A 22581-nucleotide genomic window follows, 5' to 3' on the forward strand; every position below is an offset into this window, starting at 1 on the left:
GATTAAAACGGGACTATTAGCTATATCGTCTCTCGTCGGCAAACTCTACCCGGGCAATATCTGTACCGGGTCATTATCAGGTGTGAAGGGATGGATACCCGGGAGTATGCGGACTAGCCGCCGTAGTCAACGGATTAATATTTTGCGAGTTCTCTTTGCCTTCCTGCTTATCGGTTTTGTATTACTGCCCTTCCAGCAGGCAGTAGCCATTCCTTTTTTTTCCAAACTTCCCGCTTTTTCACTGTTTGTGCAGGGCGACCCGCAATTGCAGGAAAAATTGACTAAAGAGCTCAATGAGTTGCGTAAGAATAGTAGCGCCCTTGAGAGTTATGAAAACCTGCGGGATATCGCTCATTATGAGCGTGGAAATCTGGAAAAATTACTGCGCGCTGAGGGGTATTACGATGCTACTGTACGGGAATCGGTGCAGGGTAGTGAAATTATTTACCAAGTAATTCCCGGTCCTCAGTATTTGATAAAGAGCCTGGATATTGAAATGCCCGCGAATCTGCGGGCGGGCTTTCCCGGCTTGCCTATTTCTATCGGCGATCCATTACAGGCAGATGAGGTACTCGAAGGTGTGCAGACCATCACCAGATACCTTAATGATAATGCCTGTCTGCTCAATGTCGATGTTACCTATCAAGCTACAGTGATTCACCAGGAGGCTGCTGCACGTTTGGTGTACCGTGTGGCACCCAGTCCAGAGGTGTTGGTGGGTGAGGTAGAAATCCTTGGTGCCACTTCTGTTGAAGATGACTATTTGCGCAGTAAGTTGAATATTAACCCTGGGGATTGTTTCAGTCGCAGTAAGCTGGATGCGGCTCAATTGCGTTTATTGCGCACTAATTTAATTTCCAATGTAACTCACCAGATATCAGAGCCCTATAACGGTCTGGTTGATGTCATCTTTATTGTGCAGGAGCGCAACCACCGCACTATTACTTTGGGGGTGGGGTACACCTCTGATGAGGGCCCCGGTGTATCTGCCAGCTGGGAACATCGCAATATTTTTCACCGTGGCGAAAAGCTGGAAGTGGAGAGTAAAGTGAACAAGGTCAAGCAAACTCTAGAGAGTAAGTTGACCATACCGCGTTTTTTTAGGGATAAACAGCGCTTTACTGCGAGTGTGGCCTTAACCGGTGAGGATGTAGACTCCTACAGTTCCAAGGCCTTGACCCTTAAGGGGCTGGTATCGCGCAAGCTGAGTAAGCACCGTACCATCAGTGGTGGGGCTGAACTGAAATTCAGCCGTGTGGATGAAAAAGTAGATGGTGCTGTGGAGGATGGGGACCCGGATGAAAATTATCATTTATTGGCGTTCCCGTTGGGTTTTAAGTTAAACACAACAGATAAGCCTCTGGATGCCCGTCGTGGCGCCACCACAGCACTGGAGATTAAGCCCTATGTGGATCTCAAAAATAACAGTACTTCTTTTGTCAAAAATATCCTGCAGTTAACCGCTTATAAAACGGCGCTATCGGCGCGCTACGAACCAACTTTAGCATTGCGTATCAAGGCCGGCGCCATTACTGGCGCACCCAATTTGGAACTGCCGGCGGATGAACGCTTTTATGCAGGTGGGGGTGGTTCAGTACGAGGCTATGGGTACCAGGAGTTGGGTCCACGTATTGTTGAAATTAATGAGGACGGCCAGGAATCCCTGTCCGATGCGATCGGTGGGCGCGGCCTCAGCGAAATTTCAATTGAAGGGCGTTTCCGCTTTAGTGAAACTTGGGGCGGAGTCCTGTTTCTCGATGGAGGAAATGCCTATGAGAATCCACGCCCTAACTTCTCTAACCTCTTCTGGGGGGCGGGATTTGGTGTTCGCTACAATACCTCCTTCGCTCCTATCCGCTTTGACTTAGCCTTTCCTCTGGATAGGCGCGACGGAGTAGATGATCACTACCAGGTCTATGTCAGCCTGGGGCAGGCATTTTGATGTCCAGATGGAGTGTATTGGCTCTGTGCTTTGCTGGCGCACTGCTAGGTTTTTTGCGAGGCTTTTTGCGGGGGTTGTGGCGTTCCCTCGGAGCCGGGGGCTACCTGATCACGGGTCTGGTGCTATTTATTCTGCTTTCATTAATTTACTTTCTAGGCACAGAGCAGGGGCGGGTTAATTTGACCCGCACGGCTTTTTACGGTGCAGAACAGGTAATCAACGGCCTTACGATTGAGGCTGAAGGGATTGGCAGCGAGCGCCTCGGGGCCTGGTTTTTTGAACGTCTTCGGGTCGATTTTGAGAACAATACCCTGGCAGAGGGAAGCCAGCTGGAGTTTCAGCTACAGAGTTTTTCCAGTAATCCAGTCAATATTGAGCGTATCGCCGCCAAAGATATTCTGCTGAATCTCGATGTGCTGGATGAATTACTTAAATCCTTGACTGAAGCAGAGCAAGAAACTGCACAAGTAGTAGAGGATGAGGCGGACACAGTAAAAACCTCCAGCTGGGAAGCCCTGTTGCCGAGTTTTCGCTTAGGAGAGTTAAAGCTTGAGCGATTGCAGTTAATTAGCAGCAAAGTCAGCGATATTCCAGCGCTCTCTGTATCCGCTAATAGCCTGTATCGCTGGGAGGGGCAGCCCACTCAGTTGCAGCTGGAAGTTCGCGAGTTAAAAGGCGGTGATCTGCAGTTTATTGCCGAGGGGCGGGAGCAGCAGCCGGGGCGGTTTGTTCTGGACTTTTCGGCCAGTGAAACAGCTCAGGGCTTTGTGGGTCGCCAGCTACACCTGCCGAAAGGGCAGGCATTGGATACACGTGGCACAATTGCTCTGCGCCGTCGCGATGAGCAGGTACAGATCGATATAGAGTCTATTTCCATTCCACTTTCCCAGCATCAATTGGCATTGACCGGTAGCCTGCTAATTGACCTTTTTCCCTGGCGCATTCACTCCGAAGGTATTTGGTTGCAGGTGGATGGGCGGCGCAGCACTGTTTCAGGCAGTATTGGTGCAAATGAGATCAGTGCTGAGCTTCACCTCAACCGCCTGCCAATTACCCTCTCCCGCCCTTGGCAAGAGCTATTACCCAGTGGCTGGTTTAGTGCTGATTTAACCCTATCCGGTACACTGCCACTACCCAGTATCTCTGGTCAGATTGAGCTGAATAGTCACTATCGGGAGCAGCCACTGAGTCTGCTGGGTGAGGTGAATACTGATCAGGGGGTTATTCTGTTGGAGTCCCTTCGACTGGCGTTTGCCGGTGCGCAAATTCGTACGGCGGGCGCTATTGATACCGACAACAAGTCCCTGGACATCAATGTAGCGGCGCAAGAGCTGGGGGTTGAAGAGATTCGTCGATTGCTATCTGCTTTACCGCAAACAGAAGCACTAAAAATCCCCGATGACTTCTCTGGGACCCTGCATCAACTTCAGCTACAGATAAAAGGGCCCTGGGATAAACCGGTTTTTGATGGGGATGTGAGTGCTGTTACCGCTTACCGAGGCCTACAAAATGAGTTGACGGGCAAGGTGAAGGGTAATTTACAGGGGCTGACAATTACTGATCTGAGCTTGGTGGGGGAAAAGCTGAATGTATTCGGTGGCGGCTCGGTGGATATCGAGGCAAAAATACTGAATTTGCAGCTGCATTTGGATATTCGCAACCTCAGCCCTTACGAAGATCTCGGATTTGTCTCTGCACAGGGGGTTAGCCTGGGTTTAAAGGGGCTGCTGGGTGTCGAGGGCCCTTGGTCTAATCCCTACTTGAATGCCAGCCTGGAATCCGATGGTCTGGTTCAAGAATACCGCTATAACCTGAAAGGTGATGCCAGCGGAAACCTGGAAAAAATTGACCTGCAAGGCTTGCGACTGGAACTCTTTGCCAACGGCACTATGAACTACTTTGGTTCACGACAGTTTCAGGGCCCGCAATCGCCAGTGATTATCCCCGGTATCGCCAAGGGCGCGGTACAGCCTGAGCAGAGCGCGAGTCGCCTGACAGCCCTGGCCGAGGAAGCACAGCGTCTGGGGAAGCAGGGCGTCGTATTGGTGGAGGCGCAGGGAGTAATTGAGCCTAAACAGGACCAGCTCCAGGTGGGAGTGAATGTGCGTAACTTACCCTTGAGCTTGGTGGAAGTGTTTGGAGCAGTATTGCCCAGTACTATGGAGGGTGAGCTGAGTCTGGATGGAGAAATTAGAGGGGCGCTTACTAACCCGGAGGTAAGGGCCAGTGTGCTAGCGCAGGGCGGTTACCGCTATGAGCCCTGGGTGCTGCAGGGCGCTCTGGATTATGCCGATAAGAGTTTGATTGTTGAGGGGCTGGAGTTTTTGTGGGCGGGACGTAACCAATTGTCGGTCCATGGCAGCCTCAATGAACAACGTCTGGACCTGCAAGTTTTAGGTAGGGCTTCTCTGGAAGATCTCTCCCGTGAGGTAGCATTTAATATCCCCGATCAAGGGGATATCTCCCTGCATGTGAGTATTACCGGTAGCCCACGTCAGCCACAGCTTGAGGGCGATCTGCGTCTCAGCGGCTATATGCCAGGCAGGGAAAAAGGGCGGGTTCAGGTACAGCCGCTCTCTATGGCCCTGGAGTGGTATACCGAGGGCGCTGAGTTGCAAGTGTCTCTGGTAGCTGATCATGGCAATCGACGCGCAGTAGATAGCAGCGCTAGCCTGCTTATTACACCCATCATGGAGCGATTGTTCGCAGATAACCCATCTGGACCTATAAGTGATGTTCCCCTGCAGTTAGTCAGTGATGGTACTGCAGACTTGTCTGTGGTTGCGGAGTTTATGGACCCCAGGGTAAATGTTATGCGGGGCCTGTTGAGTTTCTCTGCTGATGGTGCAGGCACGCTTGGCGCGCCCCGGCTCAATGGTGCGATAGAACTCAGCGGGGCCAGCTATGAGCACCGGCCCAGTCACACGCGCATTGCCGATATCGATTTTTATATGCGCCTTACACCAGAGGAATGGCGTATTGAGCGTGGCAGTGCCACTGTTGTGGATGGCGGTACGATTAACCTGGGAGGAGCGGTGTTCTTCCCTGAGCAGTCACCACCACAGATGAGCCTCAATTTAAACCTGAATAGAGCACACTTGTTAAATACTCCGGGGGTGCGCGGTGCCATCTCGGGAGAGGCAATTCTGTCCGGCTCCAGCCAGGATGCGGAAATTACCGGGCGCTTTACTTTACGTCCATTAGCGGTACAGATTGAACAGTGGATCGGTAGCAGTGTTCCGGAAATCCAGGTGGTAGAAGTCCAGGTGGATGGCCCACAAGTGGAGCGCGCTCCACCGCTACTCAGTAAGATTAGTTTGGGAGTGGAAGTGGTTTTAGACCAGCAATCTTATGTGCGTGGTCTGGGGCTCAATTCCCAACTGCGTGGTCAGGTGGATATTCGTGGAACTGCGGCCAAACCCGAGGCTTCAGGAAAGCTGACCATTGTGAGAGGTAGCTTTGATCTACTAGGTAAGAAATTTAATTTGCAGGAAGGGGAGATACGCTTTGAAAATAACGAAGTGGCTGTATTTGTCGAAGGCGTTTACAAATATAGCGACGGTGAAATCACAGCAAATATTTCTGGTTCTGCAACAGATATGGATATTACTTTCAGCTCTGATCCCTCAGCTTCCCAGGATGAAATCTTAGCTCAGCTGTTGTTTGGTAAGTCCTTGTCAGATATTTCTCCGCTGCAGGCGGTGCGTTTAGTGAGTGTGGTTCGCAGCTTGCAAACCGGACGTGCTGTGTTAGACCCGGTAGCCAAAACCCGGGAATTGTTGCGGCTGGATACTCTGAATATTGAGCAAGAGGAAGGTGATGAGGGGGATGAGTATGCTCTGAGCCTGGGAAAATATATTACCAACCGTATCTATGTAGAGTTGCAACGTAGTACTGATCCCCTAAGCCCCTGGCAGGCAGAAATGCAGATAGAGATAGGCGAAGACCTTAATCTGGAGTTTAAAACAGCGGACGAGGGCGATAGTGGCTCCGGTAGTGTGGAATTGCAATGGAAGAAGGATTATTAATTTACAATTATTAAAAGTTATCAATAAGAATGAAAGGGCTTGCTTTCGACTTGGCGGCTGATAACTCGCTTTATTTAAGTCTTTTCGTAAAAAGAACTTTTGGCTGGATCATAGAATGATTCAATTATTTTATCGGTTTTTTGAGATTTTGATATTCTCAAAGACTATATATAAATGGCTGAATTACTTTCTTTTTGCTTTTTTATGGGGAGTGGTAAGGGATGTTCAGAGTTGAGCCTACTCTTTAGAAGGCCTCAAGTGTTTAGTGATTAGCATATTTGTAACCTCTAAAGTGCAGCCCTCTCTTGGTGGGTGATTAACTCCCCAGTTGTCAATAACGATCATCATCGACTTATCAAAAATAGTCGGGCCTTTCTCGCGGTAAGCATGCCAGAGTTGATTAGTGTTTTCACACTTTGTCGCTGAAGGGGCACACACTCGAATGTCCCATTGATAAGTGCCGCTTTTGGGTCCTGAGAGAACTTGGCTGGAAGTAAAAGTGATATGCTGGCTAGTGCCACTATCGACTCTGATGGCGCCATGTTGGTTGATCCACTCTGCCTGCTTGGGGCGACCTCCCCAATTGGAGGCTAGGTCACCGGGGCCATTGGGGCCCATTGTTTCTACAAAGTCCACTTCTCGTTCCCCGCCGCTCCAACATCCCCCTGATTCTCCACACCAGGGGAACATGTATACAGCAATCCACTCGGTTGGGTTACATTTGCCCGCAGGAATAGAGATCTTGAAATCTATCGCAGCAATTTCCTCCATCTGTATGTTTTTATTGCCACATTGGACAGCTGTGGTATAGGCACAAGCCCCCTTGCTATTGCGCCGCATTATGATCGTTGCCGATCCGTCGATACTACTGGGTTGGAAGTCAATTTGGGTGCACCTATTGTATTGAGCAACCTTATCATCCTGATGGTTAAATAAGGGTTGGCAGTTAATAGGCGAATTGGCTGATGCGGTGTGGAGCAAAAAAAGAATAAAGGCTCCGAGGATTGGCAGGGCTACTTTTGGCACGATTTATATTCCAGAAGGAGTTGGAAACTATTCAGATATTGGTAGCAATCAGGGGAAGCTATACAAGAATGGTATTGATTGTAGAACAGGCTAAGGTAGTTGAGCATTACCCTGTGGGAAGCCCATGGCTCAAATTTATATGCTTGATCCTATTCAGGTAGGCCCTTACTTGAGGATGCCATCTTTGATTGCCCCCTCTAGCATGCTACTAATCTCAGACCAAAGTTTTTCACTACCCTTTCCAATACGTGCGTTTAAAGAAAATATTTGATCCTTGGTGATGCCGTATTGTTTCCAACTGTGTCCCTCACCATAAATGTTATGTAGTAGGGGAGGGATTCGGTCAATGGCCTTGGCAAATCGGGCGTCAGCCGTTTCTCCAGACTCGAATTCCTCCCATAATTTCATCAATTCTATATTCATACTTCCAGGTAATAATGATAATAGTCGTTCTAACCCTTTCTTTTCTTTAGTCTTTGTCTCGTTTGTTTCCCTTGAGTAGATTATGGTATCCCCTGTATCAATTTCCCCAAGATCATGTATTAGTAGCATTTTTAAAACCCGGTTTATATCAATTGGGTCATTTGAATAATCTTTCAAAATTAGCGCGCATAGACAGACATGCCAGCTGTGCTCTGCGGAGTTTTCGAAGCGATTCAATCCAACTGGTTTTGTTTTCCGTTGAACGTCTTTGAGCTTCTCTATTTCGATAATAAAGCTAAGCGCTTTCTCAATTGCTTCCATTGATACTTCCTGGTATTAGTTTTCTGGAATTATGCTCGATATCATTTTTCTTTTATAAGCTGCCACTAGCTTATTGTATTTCTATGTTGAATTTAACGAGAAAGAGTTATAGCCCTGGAGAACTATCTGCTTTTCCTCCGACCAGTGTTGCTGGGTCCAGTCGATAGAAGCGGCTCAGTTCCCTGTAGAGCTCTGGATGTAGGGAGCGCATAGCAATGGAGATGGTGTAAAAGCTCTCAGTGGCTACAGCAAAAAATTCAGCGGGCGATTGGGCTCCATATAAATCCAGCACGGAAGGACTGTCACCGGGGAGCTGGCCAAATTCAGCTTTTTGGCGCAAACGATGGAATTCCTGGCTCATTACTGCAGCCCAGTTGTCGCCATCGTTGGACTTCTCAAAGAGTGGGCGGCCATCAAAGTAGCCATCTTCCTCATCTACTTTATGGGCAAATTCATGTAAAGCGACATTGTGTCCTCGCTGAGGGAACTCTAAATCTTCCTCCAAATCACCCCAGGAGAGCACTACGGGGCCGCGATAGTGTGCCTCGCCTTCCCGTGCGCTGTGCTTGTGGGTCTCTATATAACCCTCTCTGTGAGTTTCCTGGGCAACGTAAGTGTCCGGATAGAGTAGTAAGGTGTAGAGGTTGGGGTAACACTCGTTTTTACGACCCAGTAGTAGAAGGCATGCATGGGCGGCGATCGTGACTCTCATTTTTTCATTCACTTGTAAGCCGTCGCAGCCGACAAATTCTTTGTCATGAAGAAAAAGTGCGATATTTCCACGTAGTTCTTTCTGCTGGCCACTATTTAGATAGTGATATAGAGGAAGTGCTTCCTTGAGAAGCTGTAACTGCTCCTGAGTCAGTACTTGTGCACGTCGATAGTTGATGCGCCAGCGGCGATAAAGAATCGGTATTAACCAAATTGCCAGGGCGAGCAGGATAATTGCAATAAAAGCGCTCATAGATTATGTGCCTGCTGTCTGGCTGAATTATTCTCGTCTATAGAAAAAGTTTCACAGGTCGTACCTTGGTGGTACTTTATTTGTTTCTGCCGTTTATTGAATACCCAAATAGAGGGTGGCTTGCAGAACTCATAGAAATTTTCCTGCCGATCGGTCCGATAAAGACGTAACCGAAGGGGGTCGGAGAGTGTTATGTATTTATGATCTTGACTGTGAGCTATCCACTTGCAGTTTTTCTCCATCTGTACCATTGAGGCTATCGATTTAACATTAAAGCTGCGACCAGACTTTCTTACTTCTCGAAACTCAATGTTCAATAGTGAGTCTAGGATTGTCAGATTATTGCGATTATCTGTATTGTGTAGAGTTCTTTTATATTTAGTGAGTTGTTTCTGAATCGATACCATACTGGCTGGCCTTTGCTTCAGTCTCTTTGGGATTCTAGCGGGGGGTATAAACCTGGTTGAGCAAAATACAAGTTTGACTTTGCAGTTCTCAGGAAAAAGATTGATGTTGAGAGTTTTTCAATAGGGGTCTATAGCCATACCGCTTTACTATTTTCTGAGTTGGGGGGATTACGTGCCGTTTTCAAGTTCTTTGGCTAGAAAATATGTCTGGCATAGGGGGTGGCTGAGTATGAGTCTGTTTCTATGGTGGAAAGATGCGACTTGATAAATAGCTACTCGGTGTCAACACTTAGGGCGTCTGGGTGATTTTTCTGTCGCTTTGGAGATGGTTATGCGTATGCGCTCCGTTGTTGTTTTTCTCGGGTTGATGTTCGGTGTTCTTGTTCAGGCGGTTGCCCAATCGGGCGGCACACCCTTAAAGGTGGCAATAGCTGGCGATGCTCCCCCCTATGTGATCAACAATGCTACCAGTGGCTTGGAGGTCGATATTGTACGGGAAGCGCTGCCTGGGTATTCGGTGCAGTTTGAACAGATGGGTTTTGCAGAGACAGCCCCAGCCCTTGAGCAGGGTAAAGTACAGGCAGCTGTTAATGTGATGAAGAAAGATGATGGTCTTTTTTACTCTAATAACATGATCAGTTTTGCCAATTACGCGATTACCAAAGCTACCGATAAAATGAAAATTGATAGCATTGCTGATTTGGCCGGTAAGAAGGTGATTACTTGGCAGGGAGGGCCTATGGATTTAGGGCCGGAATTTGAAAAGATGTATGGACCCAATGGTACGCAGCGCCAGAATATTATTCAGGCTCCAACAGCCCCCGATCTTGTCGCTCAATTTTGGAAAATGAAAGACGTGGTGGCGGTTGTAGATATGGAGCTGTTTAAGCATTTGAGTAATAAAATGGGACATAAAATGGATCAGGTTAATCTTTTCCCGATCTTCGTTCCAATGACCGATTTCCGTGTAGGGTTCCGTGATCAGAAGGTGCGCGATGATTTCAATAGTGGGCTTGCCAAGCTGTGCAGCAGTGGCCGCTATCAGGAGTTGTTGAAGAAATATGATGTTGTACAGAAGGAGAACATCTGCAAGTAAGCAGGTGTGAGAATCTCCGTATTGTACGGCGAGTGAAGGGGCCTCGGTTGTTATCAAGGCTCTTTCAATTTTTCAGGGACTAGCCAAGCTCGGCTATCTTGCCAGCTAACTTAGCTGAAGGTTGTTAGCTATAAGGTAGGTAAAAAGTCAGAAAAATAAAAAGGGCCTGTAACTTCTTGCGTTACAGGCCCTTTTTGTATGGCGCGCTCGGGAGGATTCGAACCTCCGACCGCCTGGTTCGTAGCCAGGTACTCTATCCAGCTGAGCTACGAGCGCGTTATGGGTGCGAACTATAGTCAGTTGATTTGCTTAAGTCAACTGCTTTTAAGGAAAATCCTTTAAAAATCCGCAACTTATCGAACTTTTTCGCCCCTTGGCGCAGGGCCAGAGAGTTCGACAGGGCGCGAATTTTGCCGCGTGGAACGAGAGTTTGCAAGTTCTTTTTAACAATAGTTGTTACAGGCCTTTAGGAGGGGTTGATTGAGACCGCTGAGCGCCGCCCTCATTCGTTAGCCCGAGGCTTTATGGGCCTATACATATGCCGGCTCAGCATAGTTGGCGGAGAACTATACTGATTGTTCCAGCATAAAGGGACTGCGCTTCAATTTTTGGATAGTAGGCTACCCCAATATCAGTGAGATCTTATGGCAATGGCGGATGAAGATGAGAAAGGGAAGAAGTTACCTGCCGAGGAGCCAGGTTCCCCTCTCTCTGGCCAGTCTCAGCAGAGTCCACTTGGTTGGCTGCAGTATGTCGTACTCCTTTTCCTGGTGATCCTCACTCTTCAATACTGTTCGAATGGTCAGTTTGGTTCAGAAAGAGAGGTTTTATCTTACAGTGACTTTAAGAGTGCGCTAAGCAAGGGGGAAATTGCCAGTGTACTTTTTGAAGGACAGCGTATCACTGGAGTCTTCAAACAAGTAGCCAGTAAGCAGCCCGAGGGAAAGAGTGAGACTAAAGATAAAGCCCAGAAGCCAGAAGAAAAACGCTTTGAGACGACCATACCCCCGGTGCAGGACCCAGAGTTAATGCCCTTACTGGAAAAGCAGCAGGTAATAATTGAAGCGGAATCATCCCAGGGCGGATTTTGGCAAAGGATGGCGATCTTGCTGTTGCCGTGGGTTTTGATAATTGCCTTGCTGGTTTGGTTGGGGCGCCGGATGCAGGCCCGAATGGGCGCCATGACCCCAGGCAATCCATTCAGTTTTGCCCGGTCACCGGCCAAACGCTATGAACGCAGTGAATCCGAAGTGACTTTTGCTGATGTGGCTGGCCTTGCCAATGCCAAGAGGGACTTGCAAGAAATAGCCGGATACCTAAAAGACCCTGAACACTACCGTAAACTCGGGGCAAAGATTCCTCGCGGTATTCTGCTGATGGGCCCCCCAGGTACAGGCAAAACATTGATGGCCAAGGCTTTGGCAGGAGAGAGTGATGCTCCCTTCTTCAGTATCAGTGGTTCGGAGTTTATAGAGATGTTTGTCGGTGTCGGGGCATCGCGGGTGCGGGATATGTTTGCTGAAGCCAAGAAAGAGGCTCCCGCAATCATTTTTATCGATGAAATTGATTCAGTAGGGCGGGCGCGCGGCACGGGTCTGGGAGGGGGACACGATGAACGTGAGCAAACCCTGAATCAGATTCTCGGCGAGATGGACGGCTTTGATCCCCAGGAGGCGGTGGTTGTGATAGCGGCAACCAACCGTCCCGATGTGTTGGATGCGGCACTGCTTCGCCCTGGACGCTTTGATCGCAAGATCACCCTGGATTTACCGGATAGGCCTGCTCGAAGGGACATCCTAAGTATTCATACTAAGAATGTCCCACTACATGGGGAGGTCGACCTGGAGCGCTTGGCTGCCTTAACGGCGGGTTTCGCCGGGGCGGACTTGGAAAACCTGATTAATGAAGCCGCGTTGTTGGCGGGAAGGCAAAATAGGACAGCCGTGGATATGGATTGTCTGCTACAGGCCAGGGACAAAGTAGTACTTGGTGGCGAACGGGAAGTGATAATGGGGGAGGAAGATCGAAAGACGGTTGCCTATCACGAGGCTGGCCACGCCCTCACTGCGATGCTACTACCCCATGCCGATCCGTTGGAGAAAGCCACTATTATTCCCAGGGGACACAGCCTCGGGGCAACAGAACAGATTCCACTAGAAAATCACCACAACATGAAAGTGAGCTACCTGCGTGATCGCATCGGTGTGATGTTGGGGGGTAGGGTGGCTGAGCAGGTCGTGTTTAATGAAGTCAGCAGTGGGGCAGAGTCCGATTTGAAGCAGGCCACCCGCTTGGCCCAGCATATGGTAACGCACTGGGGTATGAGTCAGAAACTTGGACCCGTGGCCTTTCGGCGCGGGGAGGAGCATATCTTTCTTGGTAAGGAAATGGCGCAGCAAAAAGATTTCAGTGAGCATACTTCTGAGATTATTGATGACGAAGTCATCGCCCTGGTCAGCGCAATAGAGGCGGAAGTCCAGAATCTTCTACAGGGCCATCGCAAGGAGCTCGATGCCCTGGCACAAGCGCTACTAGAAAAAGAAACCCTCGATGCTTCTGAGATGCATCAAGTAATCACACTTGGGGGCAAAGCAGACTCTTGATCTGCAAGCGGGTAAGGGACTGGATGCATCCTAGCGCTGAATTTGCAGTTGACGAATTGATAAGGCATTGCTGGCCAGCTTACCAGTGGGTCGTTTGCGATGTACTAATAAGGTGAAAATAATTTGTTACTTCTGGCAATAGAGTGGCTGGACTTAATGGTCAAATCTTTTTTTGTATCAAGTAGAGAAATTTGTAATTAGTGTTACACCTTTTTAACAGAATATTCATAAGTACCATTTCTCTGTATCCACACCCAGAAAAATCTAGTCTATTAACCGAGTAATTTTGCTGACTGCTAGGTCTTTTATGTTGAAGATAGAGAGGTTTGAATCTGTATTTCGCCGTTACTGCATTTTTTAAATTCATTAAGCTAGATTTAACTCACGTCTTGGCTGCTTTTAACAAAAATAAATTTTGATTCCTGACTTTTTAAGGGGGATTTTGGGTGTGGGTGAGTAAAAAGCTCGCACTTAAATAGTGCATGTTTAGCTCTATTTTTTTTAGTCAGGATTTAGTTTTCCCTCTTCCAACGAACTTTCCAGACTAATTGAGTTATTTTTATCGTTATCCGCGATAAATAGACTTCCACCGGACGTGGCTAGCCTGTAATCTGTTTGAGTCACAGAAAACATGCGAATTCTGTGCCTCTTTATCAGCGCGGTCTTGGATCGGAATCCCGCAAAGTCGGAATCTCCACAGAGAGAGTAGAGCGGCGGGATAAGGCAGTACCGATTGCGATAAGTCCGTTGTTGTAGATAAAAACAATAAAACAATGGAGAGAAAACATGGGAAGTCCGTCAAAACTTAAGCAGCACTCCGCTCTGCTTTCCGCCTGTTCTGTAGCGACTCTTTGGTTGGCCAGTGGTGCGACCCCCAGCTTTGCCGCTGAGGGTTCGGTAGGTACTCTAATGGAGGAAGTGCAAGTCACCGCCCGCAAACGCGCCGATGCAGAAATCCTGCAGGAGGTTCCCGTAGCGGCCACCGCCTATTCTGGCGATCAGTTAGAGGCACTGCACACCAAGGATCTGCAAAGCCTTTCCTTCAAAATGCCCAATGTTCAATTGGAAGATGTGGGCACGGTAAAAAATACCGCAAACTTCACGGTACGCGGCCTGGGTATCAATAGTTCTATTCCCTCTATTGATCCTACCGTCGGTGTGTTTGTGGACGGTATGTATCTGGGTGTGAACGCCGGTGTGGTGACCGACCTGTTCGACCTGGAAGGTGTTGAGGTCTTGCGGGGTCCACAGGGCCTGCTGTTTGGCCGCAATGTAACTGGTGGTGCAGTGGTCATAAAGACTGCCCGCCCCACAGATGAATTTTCTACACGCTTTAAAATATCCACCACCGACAATCTCGATACAGTCGCAGCCGGTTCCATTAACGGCGCCATTTCCGATACGGTCAACGGCCGTTTAACGGTTTATTACAACGACGACCGCGGATGGTTCGAAAACGTTGCCACTAACAACGACAATGCCGGCGCTTCCGACAGCTGGTTTATTCGGCCGAGTTTTAGTATCCAGCTGAACGACACAGCGGAGCTATTGGTGCGTATGGAGCACGGCCGTATGGATTCAGATGGTGTGGTGGCGCAGAACCGCGGTTCTGAGCCCTATTTCGAAATAACCGACGATGGGGTTGTCCCTTGGGGGAGTCCGACTCAGATAGCCGCCTCATTAGGCATTGATGACTGGGATAATGGCAAGGACTCTTTTGAGGTGGCCCAAAATGAGGAAGGTTACCAGAAAGATGAATGGAGCCAGATCATTACCGAGTTCAATAAGGATGTCGCTTTTGGTGATGGCACCATTACCAATATTCTCGCCTGGCGTGAGTATGAGGCTCACGGGCTGGGTGATATCGACTCTCTACCGGTCACGCTGTTCCATGCTGATTCCAGTGTGGACCAGAGCCAGCTCAGTAATGAGCTGCGTTACTCCGGCCGTTTTGGTCGCACCGCATTGACCACCGGTGTTTACTGGTTTAGCCAAGACGTCACCTATTTGGAAAATCGACTTCTGTTTCAGGGCTTATTCGATTGGACTGGGGGCGGTAAGCAGGACCACAGTACTTATGGCGTATTTGCCCAGGCGGATATCGACCTAAATGAGGCTTGGGTTTTGACCCTGGGGGGACGCTATTCCAGTGAGAAGAAAGATGCCAAGATAGCCTCTATTCCTCTAAATACCTGCACCCTCAGTGGTTGCTCATCTTATGACGAGGACGGTATAGATAGCGAGAGTTGGAATGCCTTTACACCCAAAATAGGTCTTCAGTGGAGTGTCTCTGATGATACCCAGTTGTATACCTTCTGGACCAAGGGCTTCCGTAGTGGTGGGTATAACTTCCGCAATGCTGGTATTAATCCTTTAACTGGAAAACCCTACCCTCCACAGGCTACCGATCAAGAGGAGCAGAGCAGCTTCGAGATTGGCGCAAAAGTGGATTGGCTGGATGGGCGTCTACGCACCAATATGGCGGTTTTCCACAACACTATTGATGACATGCAGCGCGAGGAAAATCTTCCTGATCCATTCAGTGGTGTTGCGCAGATAATTCGCAATACCGCCGATGCAACCATCCGCGGGGCCGAGTTGGAGGCTATGGCGGCCCTTAGTGAAAATCTGCTGTTTACCTTTAATGTTGGCTATGTTGACGGTGACTACGATAAGGTGCTGGGTGATCTGAATGGCGATGGCCTTGTAGATAGTACCGATCTCGGTCTAGAGATTCCCCGTCTGGCCCCCTGGACCTACGGTGTGGGCTTTATCCACGACTTGCAGTTAGGCGCCTACGGCACCCTGACTTCTCGTATGAATTTTAATCATCGAGACGAAGCCCCTTACACCGATGATAACCGCGGTATGTTGTCAGAAGTGGATATGCTGGATTTCAGCATCGGCTATACCCCGGACAATGGTAGCTACACCGTTTCATTATTCGGCAAAAATATGCTGGATGAAATGGCGGAGGGTAACAATACCCAGTTGCCTTACAAAATGGGTGGAGTGGGTGCCAGTTTCACACCACTGAATAAAGGGCGTGTAATGGGAGTGGAGTTCCTATACGAGCTCTAATTGCGGGACTTACCATTTGAATTAATTGAGATATTGGCTCTCAGTTAATGCATTTCTTGGCCGGGCCACTTGCTTACAGGATCTTTCGGTGATTTGTGCAAGTGTTCCCGGCCACATTGCTTTTACCCTCCTGTAATTCCCTCCTATTAGCGGTACAGTAGTGCTCAATATCTCTCTGATGGTTTCAGGGTTTGTCGCCATCACTGAATCGGGTTGTGAAGAATTTAAAGGATAAAGGAGCGAATAATGCGTGCTATTGATCTACCGGAATATGGAGGCCCCGAGGTCATGCAGTTGGCGGACCTGCCCAGACCGGAGGTCGCCCCAGGTGAAGTGTTGGTTGAGGTAGCTGCCGCTGGTGTCAATCGTCCCGATATTGTTCAGCGCAATGGTCATTACCCACCGCCTCCAGGTGCCTCTCCTATTCTTGGGCTTGAAGTTTCCGGTCTGGTGGCCGCAGTGGGTGAAGGCGTTGAACGCTGGCAAGTTGGCGATAAGATCTGTGCCCTAACTAATGGGGGCGGATATGCGGATTTTGTGGCGGTTCCAGAAGGGCAGTGCCTACCAATACCCGGTTCTTTATCTATGGTGGAGGCTGCGACATTACCGGAGACTTTCTTTACGGTTTGGGCCAATGTATTTGATCGGGCTCGTTTGCAAAGTGGAGAGATCTTCTTGGTACATGGTGGTAGCTCGGGTATTGGCACCACCGCTATTCAGTTGGCACACCAGCTGGGGGCCAGGGTTTTCGCCACAGCCGGTTCCGCAGAAAAATGTGTGGCTTGTGTGCAACTCGGCGCCGAGCAAGCAATAAATTACCGGGAAGAAGATTTTGTGCAGGCAGTAAAAGAAGCTACTTCAGGACATGGAGCGGATGTGATTCTGGATATGGTGGGTGGCAGCTACATTGATCGTAATATTCAAGTGGCTGCGAATGATGGCCGTATCGTGAATATCGCCTATCTGCAGGGAGCCAGAGTCGAAGTGAATATGTTACCGGTGATGTTGAAGCGGCTTTCCCTTACCGGCTCAACCTTAAGGCCAAGATCCACACAGGTTAAGGCCAGTATTGCACACTCTTTGGAATCACAAGTTTGGCCATTAATAGAAACTGGTAAAATTCACCCTCAGATTGCTGCGCGCTTCCCTTTGGAGGAGGTTGCCGAAGCACATCGGCTTCTTGAGTCTGGCAAGATCGTTGGGAAAATTGTGCTCACCTTGTGATCTTTGGAGAATCTACGTTATCAGCTTATGGAGCGGAGTAATTGGGTATCTGCTGGATAACCCCCTCTGGGGTGTGGAGTGGTGAGCAATAGCTGATACCCGGTGCTTTCTGTAGGGGCACAGCTACACTGGCATCGTCGCTCATCATTTCTACATAGGCCTTGTAGAGATTGCTGATGTTACGCACATATTGCACGGGCTCCGATCCCCGTACATAGCCATAACGCGCACGCTTAAAATACTGGGGCTGGGCCAGCTTTAACATCGCTACTTCTACATTGTCGAACCAGACGTTGGGGTCTAGGCCCAACTGTTTGGCGAGGCGCTGTGCATCGAGAAGGTGGCCATAACCAGCGTTGTATGAGGCTAGAGTGAACCAGAGCTTGTTTACCGTGGGCAGGGAGGGGTTAAACCGGTCTCTGACCCAGTCCATATATTTTACACCGGCTTTAATGGCGCGCTCAGGTTCAAACAGCGGGGGTGGAAAGCCCATTTCCTCTGCGGTTGCCGGCATTACCTGCATCAAACCTTGCGCACCAACCGGTGAAACCGCTTTCGGATTGAAATTACTTTCCTGCCACATTTGTGCAACGATCATGCGCCAGTCAAAATCATATTTATAAGCCGATTCTTTTACCAGGTCATCATAAGGGGAGAGGTTTTCCCCTGGTATTATTCGGGTGCTAACCCTCTGCATAAAGCGTTTGTTGGGCTCAAAGTAGGCCGCATACTGTTTTTTATACTTCGCAGTTTTTCTATAGCCCTCGATAAATTTATTGAGGTTCTTCAGTAGATGCCAGTTCTGGCGTAGAACCAGCCAGCCTTGGGGCTGGGGGTCTCCGAGTAACGTACCTAGTACCAAATTGGGCTGTACTGAAGCCTCAATTTTTGCGCGCCCAGAATTTGAAATGGTGGCATCGATTAGACCGTCCGAGATCAAAGAGAAAATTTGTGATTGGGACATATCCGGCGGTGCAACCTGAACTTCTACGTCAATACCTGCGTCTCGCAGAGTTTTAGCTGTGTCAATAAAAGAAGAGTAGGCACGTAGAGTGAGTTTTCGGCCGCTCAGGTCCTGAATTTTTTCGATTGGGGGTTTATTTTTGCTACTTATGATTTGCTCTGCCGACTCTACATAGGGCTTGGTGAATACCATCCCTTGTGGCTCATAGGATGGGGTGATATTGAGTTCCGATCCGGCAAAATCCCCGCGTCCGGCCCTGAGCCAGTCCGCTAAGCTCTCTTCATACGGCACCACAATAATTTGTAACTGCAGTTTGTGTTTGTCTGCGAAGGCTTTTGCCAACTCATAGTCAAACCCCATTAACAGACCTTTCCAAATAAAGTAGGTCGTGGGGCCGTTATAAGTAAGCAAGCGAATAACGCCAGATTTTTTAATGCCCTTCCAGTCGGTGATGCGCTCTTCCTGGGCCTTCACCAGATTTCGAGTAATAAAGTTATCCACGGTGGAGTTGAGTCGCTTAGTGTCTTTGCGCATTCCCCAGGCGATATTCTGCATCTCGCTAACATAAGCCCCTAGGCGTAAGTCGTCTCTGTAGTTGCGTAAATCCTCCGCAGAAAAGTTTTCGAGAATCGCGACCCGATTATTTTTCATATTGAGCACATCAATCAAACCATCGCGATTACCGTGAATAACAAATTCACGCACAGAAAGTTTTGCATCAGGATATTTGGCAATTAATTGCTGCGCAGCTTCTATATTGGCAGAGCCCTGCGGAACAATTAATTCAACATCGTTAAGTTTGCTCGGGTCGCTAATATCTGGTCCGGAAGGGCCTGTAACTAGCTGCAGGCGGGATTGACGCATGGGGACGCTGAAATCAATGATTTTCTTGCGCGCATCGGTCACTGTTAGGTTATAGGCAATGACATCAGCTTCACCTGCAATTAGCATTTCTACTGCTTTGTCGGGGGTTGGGGCCTTAATCCACTTGGCCTCCAGCTTTAATTGGTCGGCGAGTTTATTTCCCAGCTCGAAGTGACGTAGGCTGACTACTCCGTCTCTAGGTAATAGGTTTTCCGCTGCTCCGGTCAAGTTCACGAAGCGGATGGTGCCGTGTTTTTTTATTTCCTTGAGGTCTCCGGTTTCAATGTAATTGACCTGTTGTTCTTTTGCAGGAATAACAGTAGGACTTTTTTTCTCCTTGGTTGGGGTATTAGCCTGAGGGCTACTTTCTGAAGAGGCCGTAGGTTGTAAAGTACCTGACTTCTCTGAATCTTCGGGTACTTTTGGGGAGCATCCGGCAAGTGCGAGAATTAGTATAAAAAAGTATAAAAAAATCCAGCAATAGGGGCTGATAGCTTTATAACGGCACCTCATAGATAGCTCCAAAAGCTCTCTATGTGTGGATTATAGTGTCGTGCCTCTTCAGCCCATTTTCTGGTTTTAGTGACTGATGTTCTCTACCTTGGCGGAAAAGTGACCCCGGGCCAATTGAACTTCAATTTCCTGGTTTATTTCGAGCGTGTGGCTGTCTTTTAGAGGTTTACCTTGGGAATCCTTGGCAATAGCATAGCCGCGCTGTAAAACAGCCAGTGGGCTCACATTGTGAAGTAACTGTGCTTGGTGGTTGAGCCTGTCCGCTTTTTGCTGCAAAAGGCGCTCAGCCGCGCGTTGCAAAGTGCTTTGCACAAATTTCAGCTGTTCTCCTTTTTTCTGTAATTGCCTCTGGGGTTGGTAGTGGGTAAAGGCCCGCTGAGCTGCTGCCAATTGGTTGCGGCGCTGCTGAATTTGCTGCTGGCCTGCGGCCAATAGGCGCATCTCCAGGTGGTCCAGGCGTTGCGAGCGGTTTTGCAGTTGTTCGCGCGGGTGGCGTAAACGATTACGGCTCAACATAATTTTCTGCTGTAAGTGGCGAACCTGCTGCTGTATGGCCCTATATAATCGAAGCCTGCTATTTTCCAGCTGTTGATATAACTCAGCGGCATTTGCACTGGCAATTTCCGCTGCTGCTGAGGGGGTGGGTGCGCGTAGATCGGCAGCCAGATCGGAAACGGTCGTGTCTGTTTCGTGGCCTACCGCAGAAATTGTGGGAATGGGGCAGGTGGCCAAGGCTCGCGCAACAACCTCCTCATTGAAAGGCCAGAGATCCTCCAAAGAGCCGCCGCCACGCCCCACGATAAGTAGGTCGTGGCGACCGCTGCGGCCAGCTTTTTCAATAGCGCCGGCGATTTGTTGCGCCGCTCCCTGGCCTTGTACAGCCACTGGCCAGAGTTCAATTCGCGCTCCAGGGTGGCGTCGACCCAATACATGGATCATATCGCGAATCGCGGCACCAGTCGGGGAAGTGATAATGCCAATATTGGTGGGCAAATAGGGCAGCGCGCGTTTTCGGGCGCTGTCGAATAGCCCTTCGGCCTGTAATTTGGCTTTGAGTTGTTCCAGTTGGCGCATCAGGGCACCGAAGCCGGCTTCCTCCATATGTTCCACGATCAACTGGAATTCACCGCGGCCCTCATAGAGGCTAACCCGTGCGCGGATCAGCACTTCTCGGCCGTTTTGTGGGTGAAAAGCCACACTGCGGTTGCGCCCGCGAAACATGGCACAGCGCACCTGAGCGCGGGCATCTTTCAAACTAAAATACCAGTGGCCGGAGCTGGGCACAGTAAAATTGGAGATTTCCCCGCTGATCCACAGTAGTGGAATGCTGCCCTCCAGCAGCTGTTTCACCTCCCGGTTCAAATCGCTTACCGACAGGACACTGCGTTTGCTGTTGGGAGTTGCTGGGCTGGATTGCATCTGTGCCTCTCAAGTGAAAACTGGCGGAGCAATATTGCAGTATCCCCTTTATAGGTAAAGTGCTTTACTCGTTAAATCCGATTTTCTATGAAATGCCATTTGCGCTTTTATTCCTGAGAGGTATAATCGCGCCGATACCCAATCCCGCCTATTCGAGGTTTGAGTGTCAACAATGTCTGAATCCAATCTGCGCATCGCGCGCGAAGCCCTCACTTTCGACGACGTCCTACTTGTGCCCGGTTATTCCGAGGTGACCGCCAAGGATGTCAGCCTTAAAACCCAGCTGTCCCGCAATATCACCCTGAATATTCCCATTGTCTCCGCTGCTATGGATACAGTAACGGAAGCGCGCCTGGCAATTGCCCTGGCGCAGGAAGGTGGTATCGGCATTATCCACAAGAGTATGTCCATTGAAGAGCAGGCTCTTGCGGTGCGTGCGGTGAAGAAATTTGAAGCCGGTGTGGTAAAAGACCCGATTACGATCGAGTCGGATGCCACCGTGCGTGAATTGATCGCCCTGACAACCCATCACAATATTTCCGGTGTTCCGGTAATGGATAAAGGAGATCTGGTGGGTATTGTTACCAGCCGCGATGTTCGCTTCCTTACCGATCTGGATGTGAGTGTTGCCAGTGTCATGACGCCAAAGGAGCGCCTGGTAACTGCACACGAAGATGCCTCTTCTGATCATGTGCGCGAATTGCTGCACAAGCACCGCATCGAGAAAGTACTCGTTGTGAACGATGATTTTGAGTTGCGCGGCCTGATAACCGTTAAAGACTTTAATAAGGCAGAGCAGTACCCGAACTCCTGTAAAGATTCCGATGGCCGCCTGCGTGTTGGCGCATCAGTGGGCACTAGTCCTGACACCGATGATCGCGTAGCGGCTCTGGTAGAGGCCGGTGTGGATGTGTTGGTTGTGGATACTGCCCACGGCCATTCCCGCAACGTAATTGATCGCGTGCGTCGCATTAAGGAAATGCATCCTCAGGTGGATGTAATTGGCGGCAATATTGCCACTGGCGACGCCGCGCGCGCATTGGTTGAAGCTGGTGCGGATGCGGTGAAGGTGGGTATTGGCCCCGGCTCTATTTGCACCACCCGAATCGTAACGGGTATCGGTGTGCCCCAGGTAACGGCAATTGCAGAGGTTTCCACTGCGCTTAAAGGAACTGGGGTACCTATGATCGCCGATGGTGGCATCCGCTATTCCGGTGATATTTCCAAGGCAATTGTTGCGGGTGCTTCTTCCGTAATGATGGGCTCTATGTTTGCCGGTACCGAAGAGGCGCCGGGTGAGGTGGAGCTATACCAAGGGCGTACTTACAAGTCCTATCGCGGTATGGGCTCCCTCGGTGCCATGGCGCGTACTCAGGGTTCCTCCGATCGCTACTTCCAGGATGCCAGCAAGGGCGCTGAAAAACTGGTCCCGGAAGGTATTGAAGGGCGCGTCCCTTATAAAGGCCCTCTGTCTGCCATTGTGCACCAGATGCTCGGTGGCCTGCGCTCTGCTATGGGGTATACCGGTAGTGTGGATATTGAAACCATGCGCACCCGTCCAGAATTTGTGCGGGTAACTGCCGCCGGCATGGGTGAGTCCCATGTACACGATGTGCAGATTACCAAAGAGGCGCCCAACTACCCGGTGGGCGGACGCTAAGCCTCTCGGTGAACAACTTTCAGTACCAAGCCGCAAACGGACCTTT

At 49.5% G+C, this 22581-nt stretch carries 12 protein-coding genes and 1 tRNA gene; 7 read left to right on the top strand and 6 right to left on the bottom strand.

What is annotated here, in order from left to right; genetic code table 11:
• The first annotated feature begins 106 nt into the window (after positions 1-106).
• Together ACJJIC_RS08895 and ACJJIC_RS08900 are read left to right on the top strand one after the other, a co-directional pair.
• Positions 107-1942: an autotransporter assembly complex protein TamA gene (locus tag ACJJIC_RS08895; protein WP_445356792.1), complete on the top strand. Its 1836-nt coding sequence runs from the start codon at positions 107-109 to the stop codon at positions 1940-1942.
• Positions 1942-5970, top strand: coding sequence for a translocation/assembly module TamB domain-containing protein (locus ACJJIC_RS08900; protein WP_445356793.1), 4029 nt, complete (start codon positions 1942-1944; stop codon positions 5968-5970). Before ACJJIC_RS08895 ends, ACJJIC_RS08900 begins: the two co-directional genes overlap by 1 nt.
• Before the next feature lie 237 nt (positions 5971-6207).
• On the opposite strand, the gene ACJJIC_RS08905 is transcribed toward ACJJIC_RS08900, so the two are convergent.
• The 3 genes from ACJJIC_RS08905 to ACJJIC_RS08915 form a co-directional block, all read right to left on the bottom strand.
• A complete protein-coding gene (locus ACJJIC_RS08905) occupies positions 6208-6810 on the bottom strand; it encodes a hypothetical protein (RefSeq protein WP_444910191.1) in 603 nt (200 codons plus the stop codon).
• Between the two features lie 351 nt (positions 6811-7161).
• Entirely contained in the window at positions 7162-7740 is a 579-nt protein-coding gene (locus ACJJIC_RS08910; protein WP_445356794.1) for an HD domain-containing protein, read from the bottom strand.
• Between the two features lie 106 nt (positions 7741-7846).
• Complete coding sequence (locus ACJJIC_RS08915; RefSeq protein ID WP_444910189.1) at positions 7847-8704, bottom strand: M90 family metallopeptidase; 858 nt, start codon at positions 8702-8704, stop codon at positions 7847-7849.
• A 738-nt stretch (positions 8705-9442) separates the two neighbouring features.
• Here ACJJIC_RS08915 and ACJJIC_RS08920 point away from each other — a divergent pair.
• On the top strand, positions 9443-10207 hold the full coding sequence (locus ACJJIC_RS08920) for a substrate-binding periplasmic protein (RefSeq protein WP_444889715.1): 765 nt from the start codon (positions 9443-9445) through the stop codon (positions 10205-10207).
• 199 nt (positions 10208-10406) lie between these two features.
• On the opposite strand, the gene ACJJIC_RS08925 is transcribed toward ACJJIC_RS08920, so the two are convergent.
• Positions 10407-10483 (bottom strand) — tRNA-Arg (locus tag ACJJIC_RS08925).
• Between the two features lie 368 nt (positions 10484-10851).
• On the opposite strand from ACJJIC_RS08925, the gene ftsH reads away from it, so the two are divergent.
• The 3 genes from ftsH to ACJJIC_RS08940 all read left to right on the top strand — a co-directional run bounded on the left by ftsH (position 10852) and on the right by ACJJIC_RS08940 (position 17115).
• A complete protein-coding gene (gene ftsH, locus ACJJIC_RS08930; protein ID WP_252082722.1) occupies positions 10852-12810 on the top strand; it encodes an ATP-dependent zinc metalloprotease FtsH in 1959 nt (652 codons plus the stop codon).
• A 786-nt stretch (positions 12811-13596) separates the two neighbouring features.
• Positions 13597-15891 (top strand): TonB-dependent receptor, encoded by a 2295-nt coding sequence (locus ACJJIC_RS08935; RefSeq protein ID WP_444910188.1) that lies wholly within the window; start codon positions 13597-13599, stop codon positions 15889-15891.
• Positions 15892-16137: 246 nt separating this feature from the next.
• Positions 16138-17115 (top strand): NAD(P)H-quinone oxidoreductase, encoded by a 978-nt coding sequence (locus tag ACJJIC_RS08940; protein ID WP_444910187.1) that lies wholly within the window; start codon positions 16138-16140, stop codon positions 17113-17115.
• A gap of 25 nt (positions 17116-17140) precedes the next feature.
• Here ACJJIC_RS08940 and ACJJIC_RS08945 read toward each other — a convergent pair whose 3' ends face one another.
• Positions 17141-19456 carry a transporter substrate-binding domain-containing protein gene (locus ACJJIC_RS08945; protein ID WP_444884156.1) on the bottom strand — a complete coding sequence of 772 codons (2316 nt, stop codon included), beginning with the start codon at positions 19454-19456 and terminating at the stop codon, positions 17141-17143.
• Between the two features lie 66 nt (positions 19457-19522).
• Entirely contained in the window at positions 19523-20875 is a 1353-nt protein-coding gene (xseA, locus tag ACJJIC_RS08950; protein ID WP_444910186.1) for an exodeoxyribonuclease VII large subunit, read from the bottom strand.
• Between the two features lie 172 nt (positions 20876-21047).
• Between xseA and guaB the strand changes: the two genes are divergently transcribed.
• Positions 21048-22535 (top strand): IMP dehydrogenase, encoded by a 1488-nt coding sequence (guaB, locus tag ACJJIC_RS08955; RefSeq protein ID WP_444886843.1) that lies wholly within the window; start codon positions 21048-21050, stop codon positions 22533-22535.
• Positions 22536-22581 lie beyond the last annotated feature (46 nt).

The organism is Microbulbifer mixtoriginis (SeqCode) (assembly GCF_052468275.1).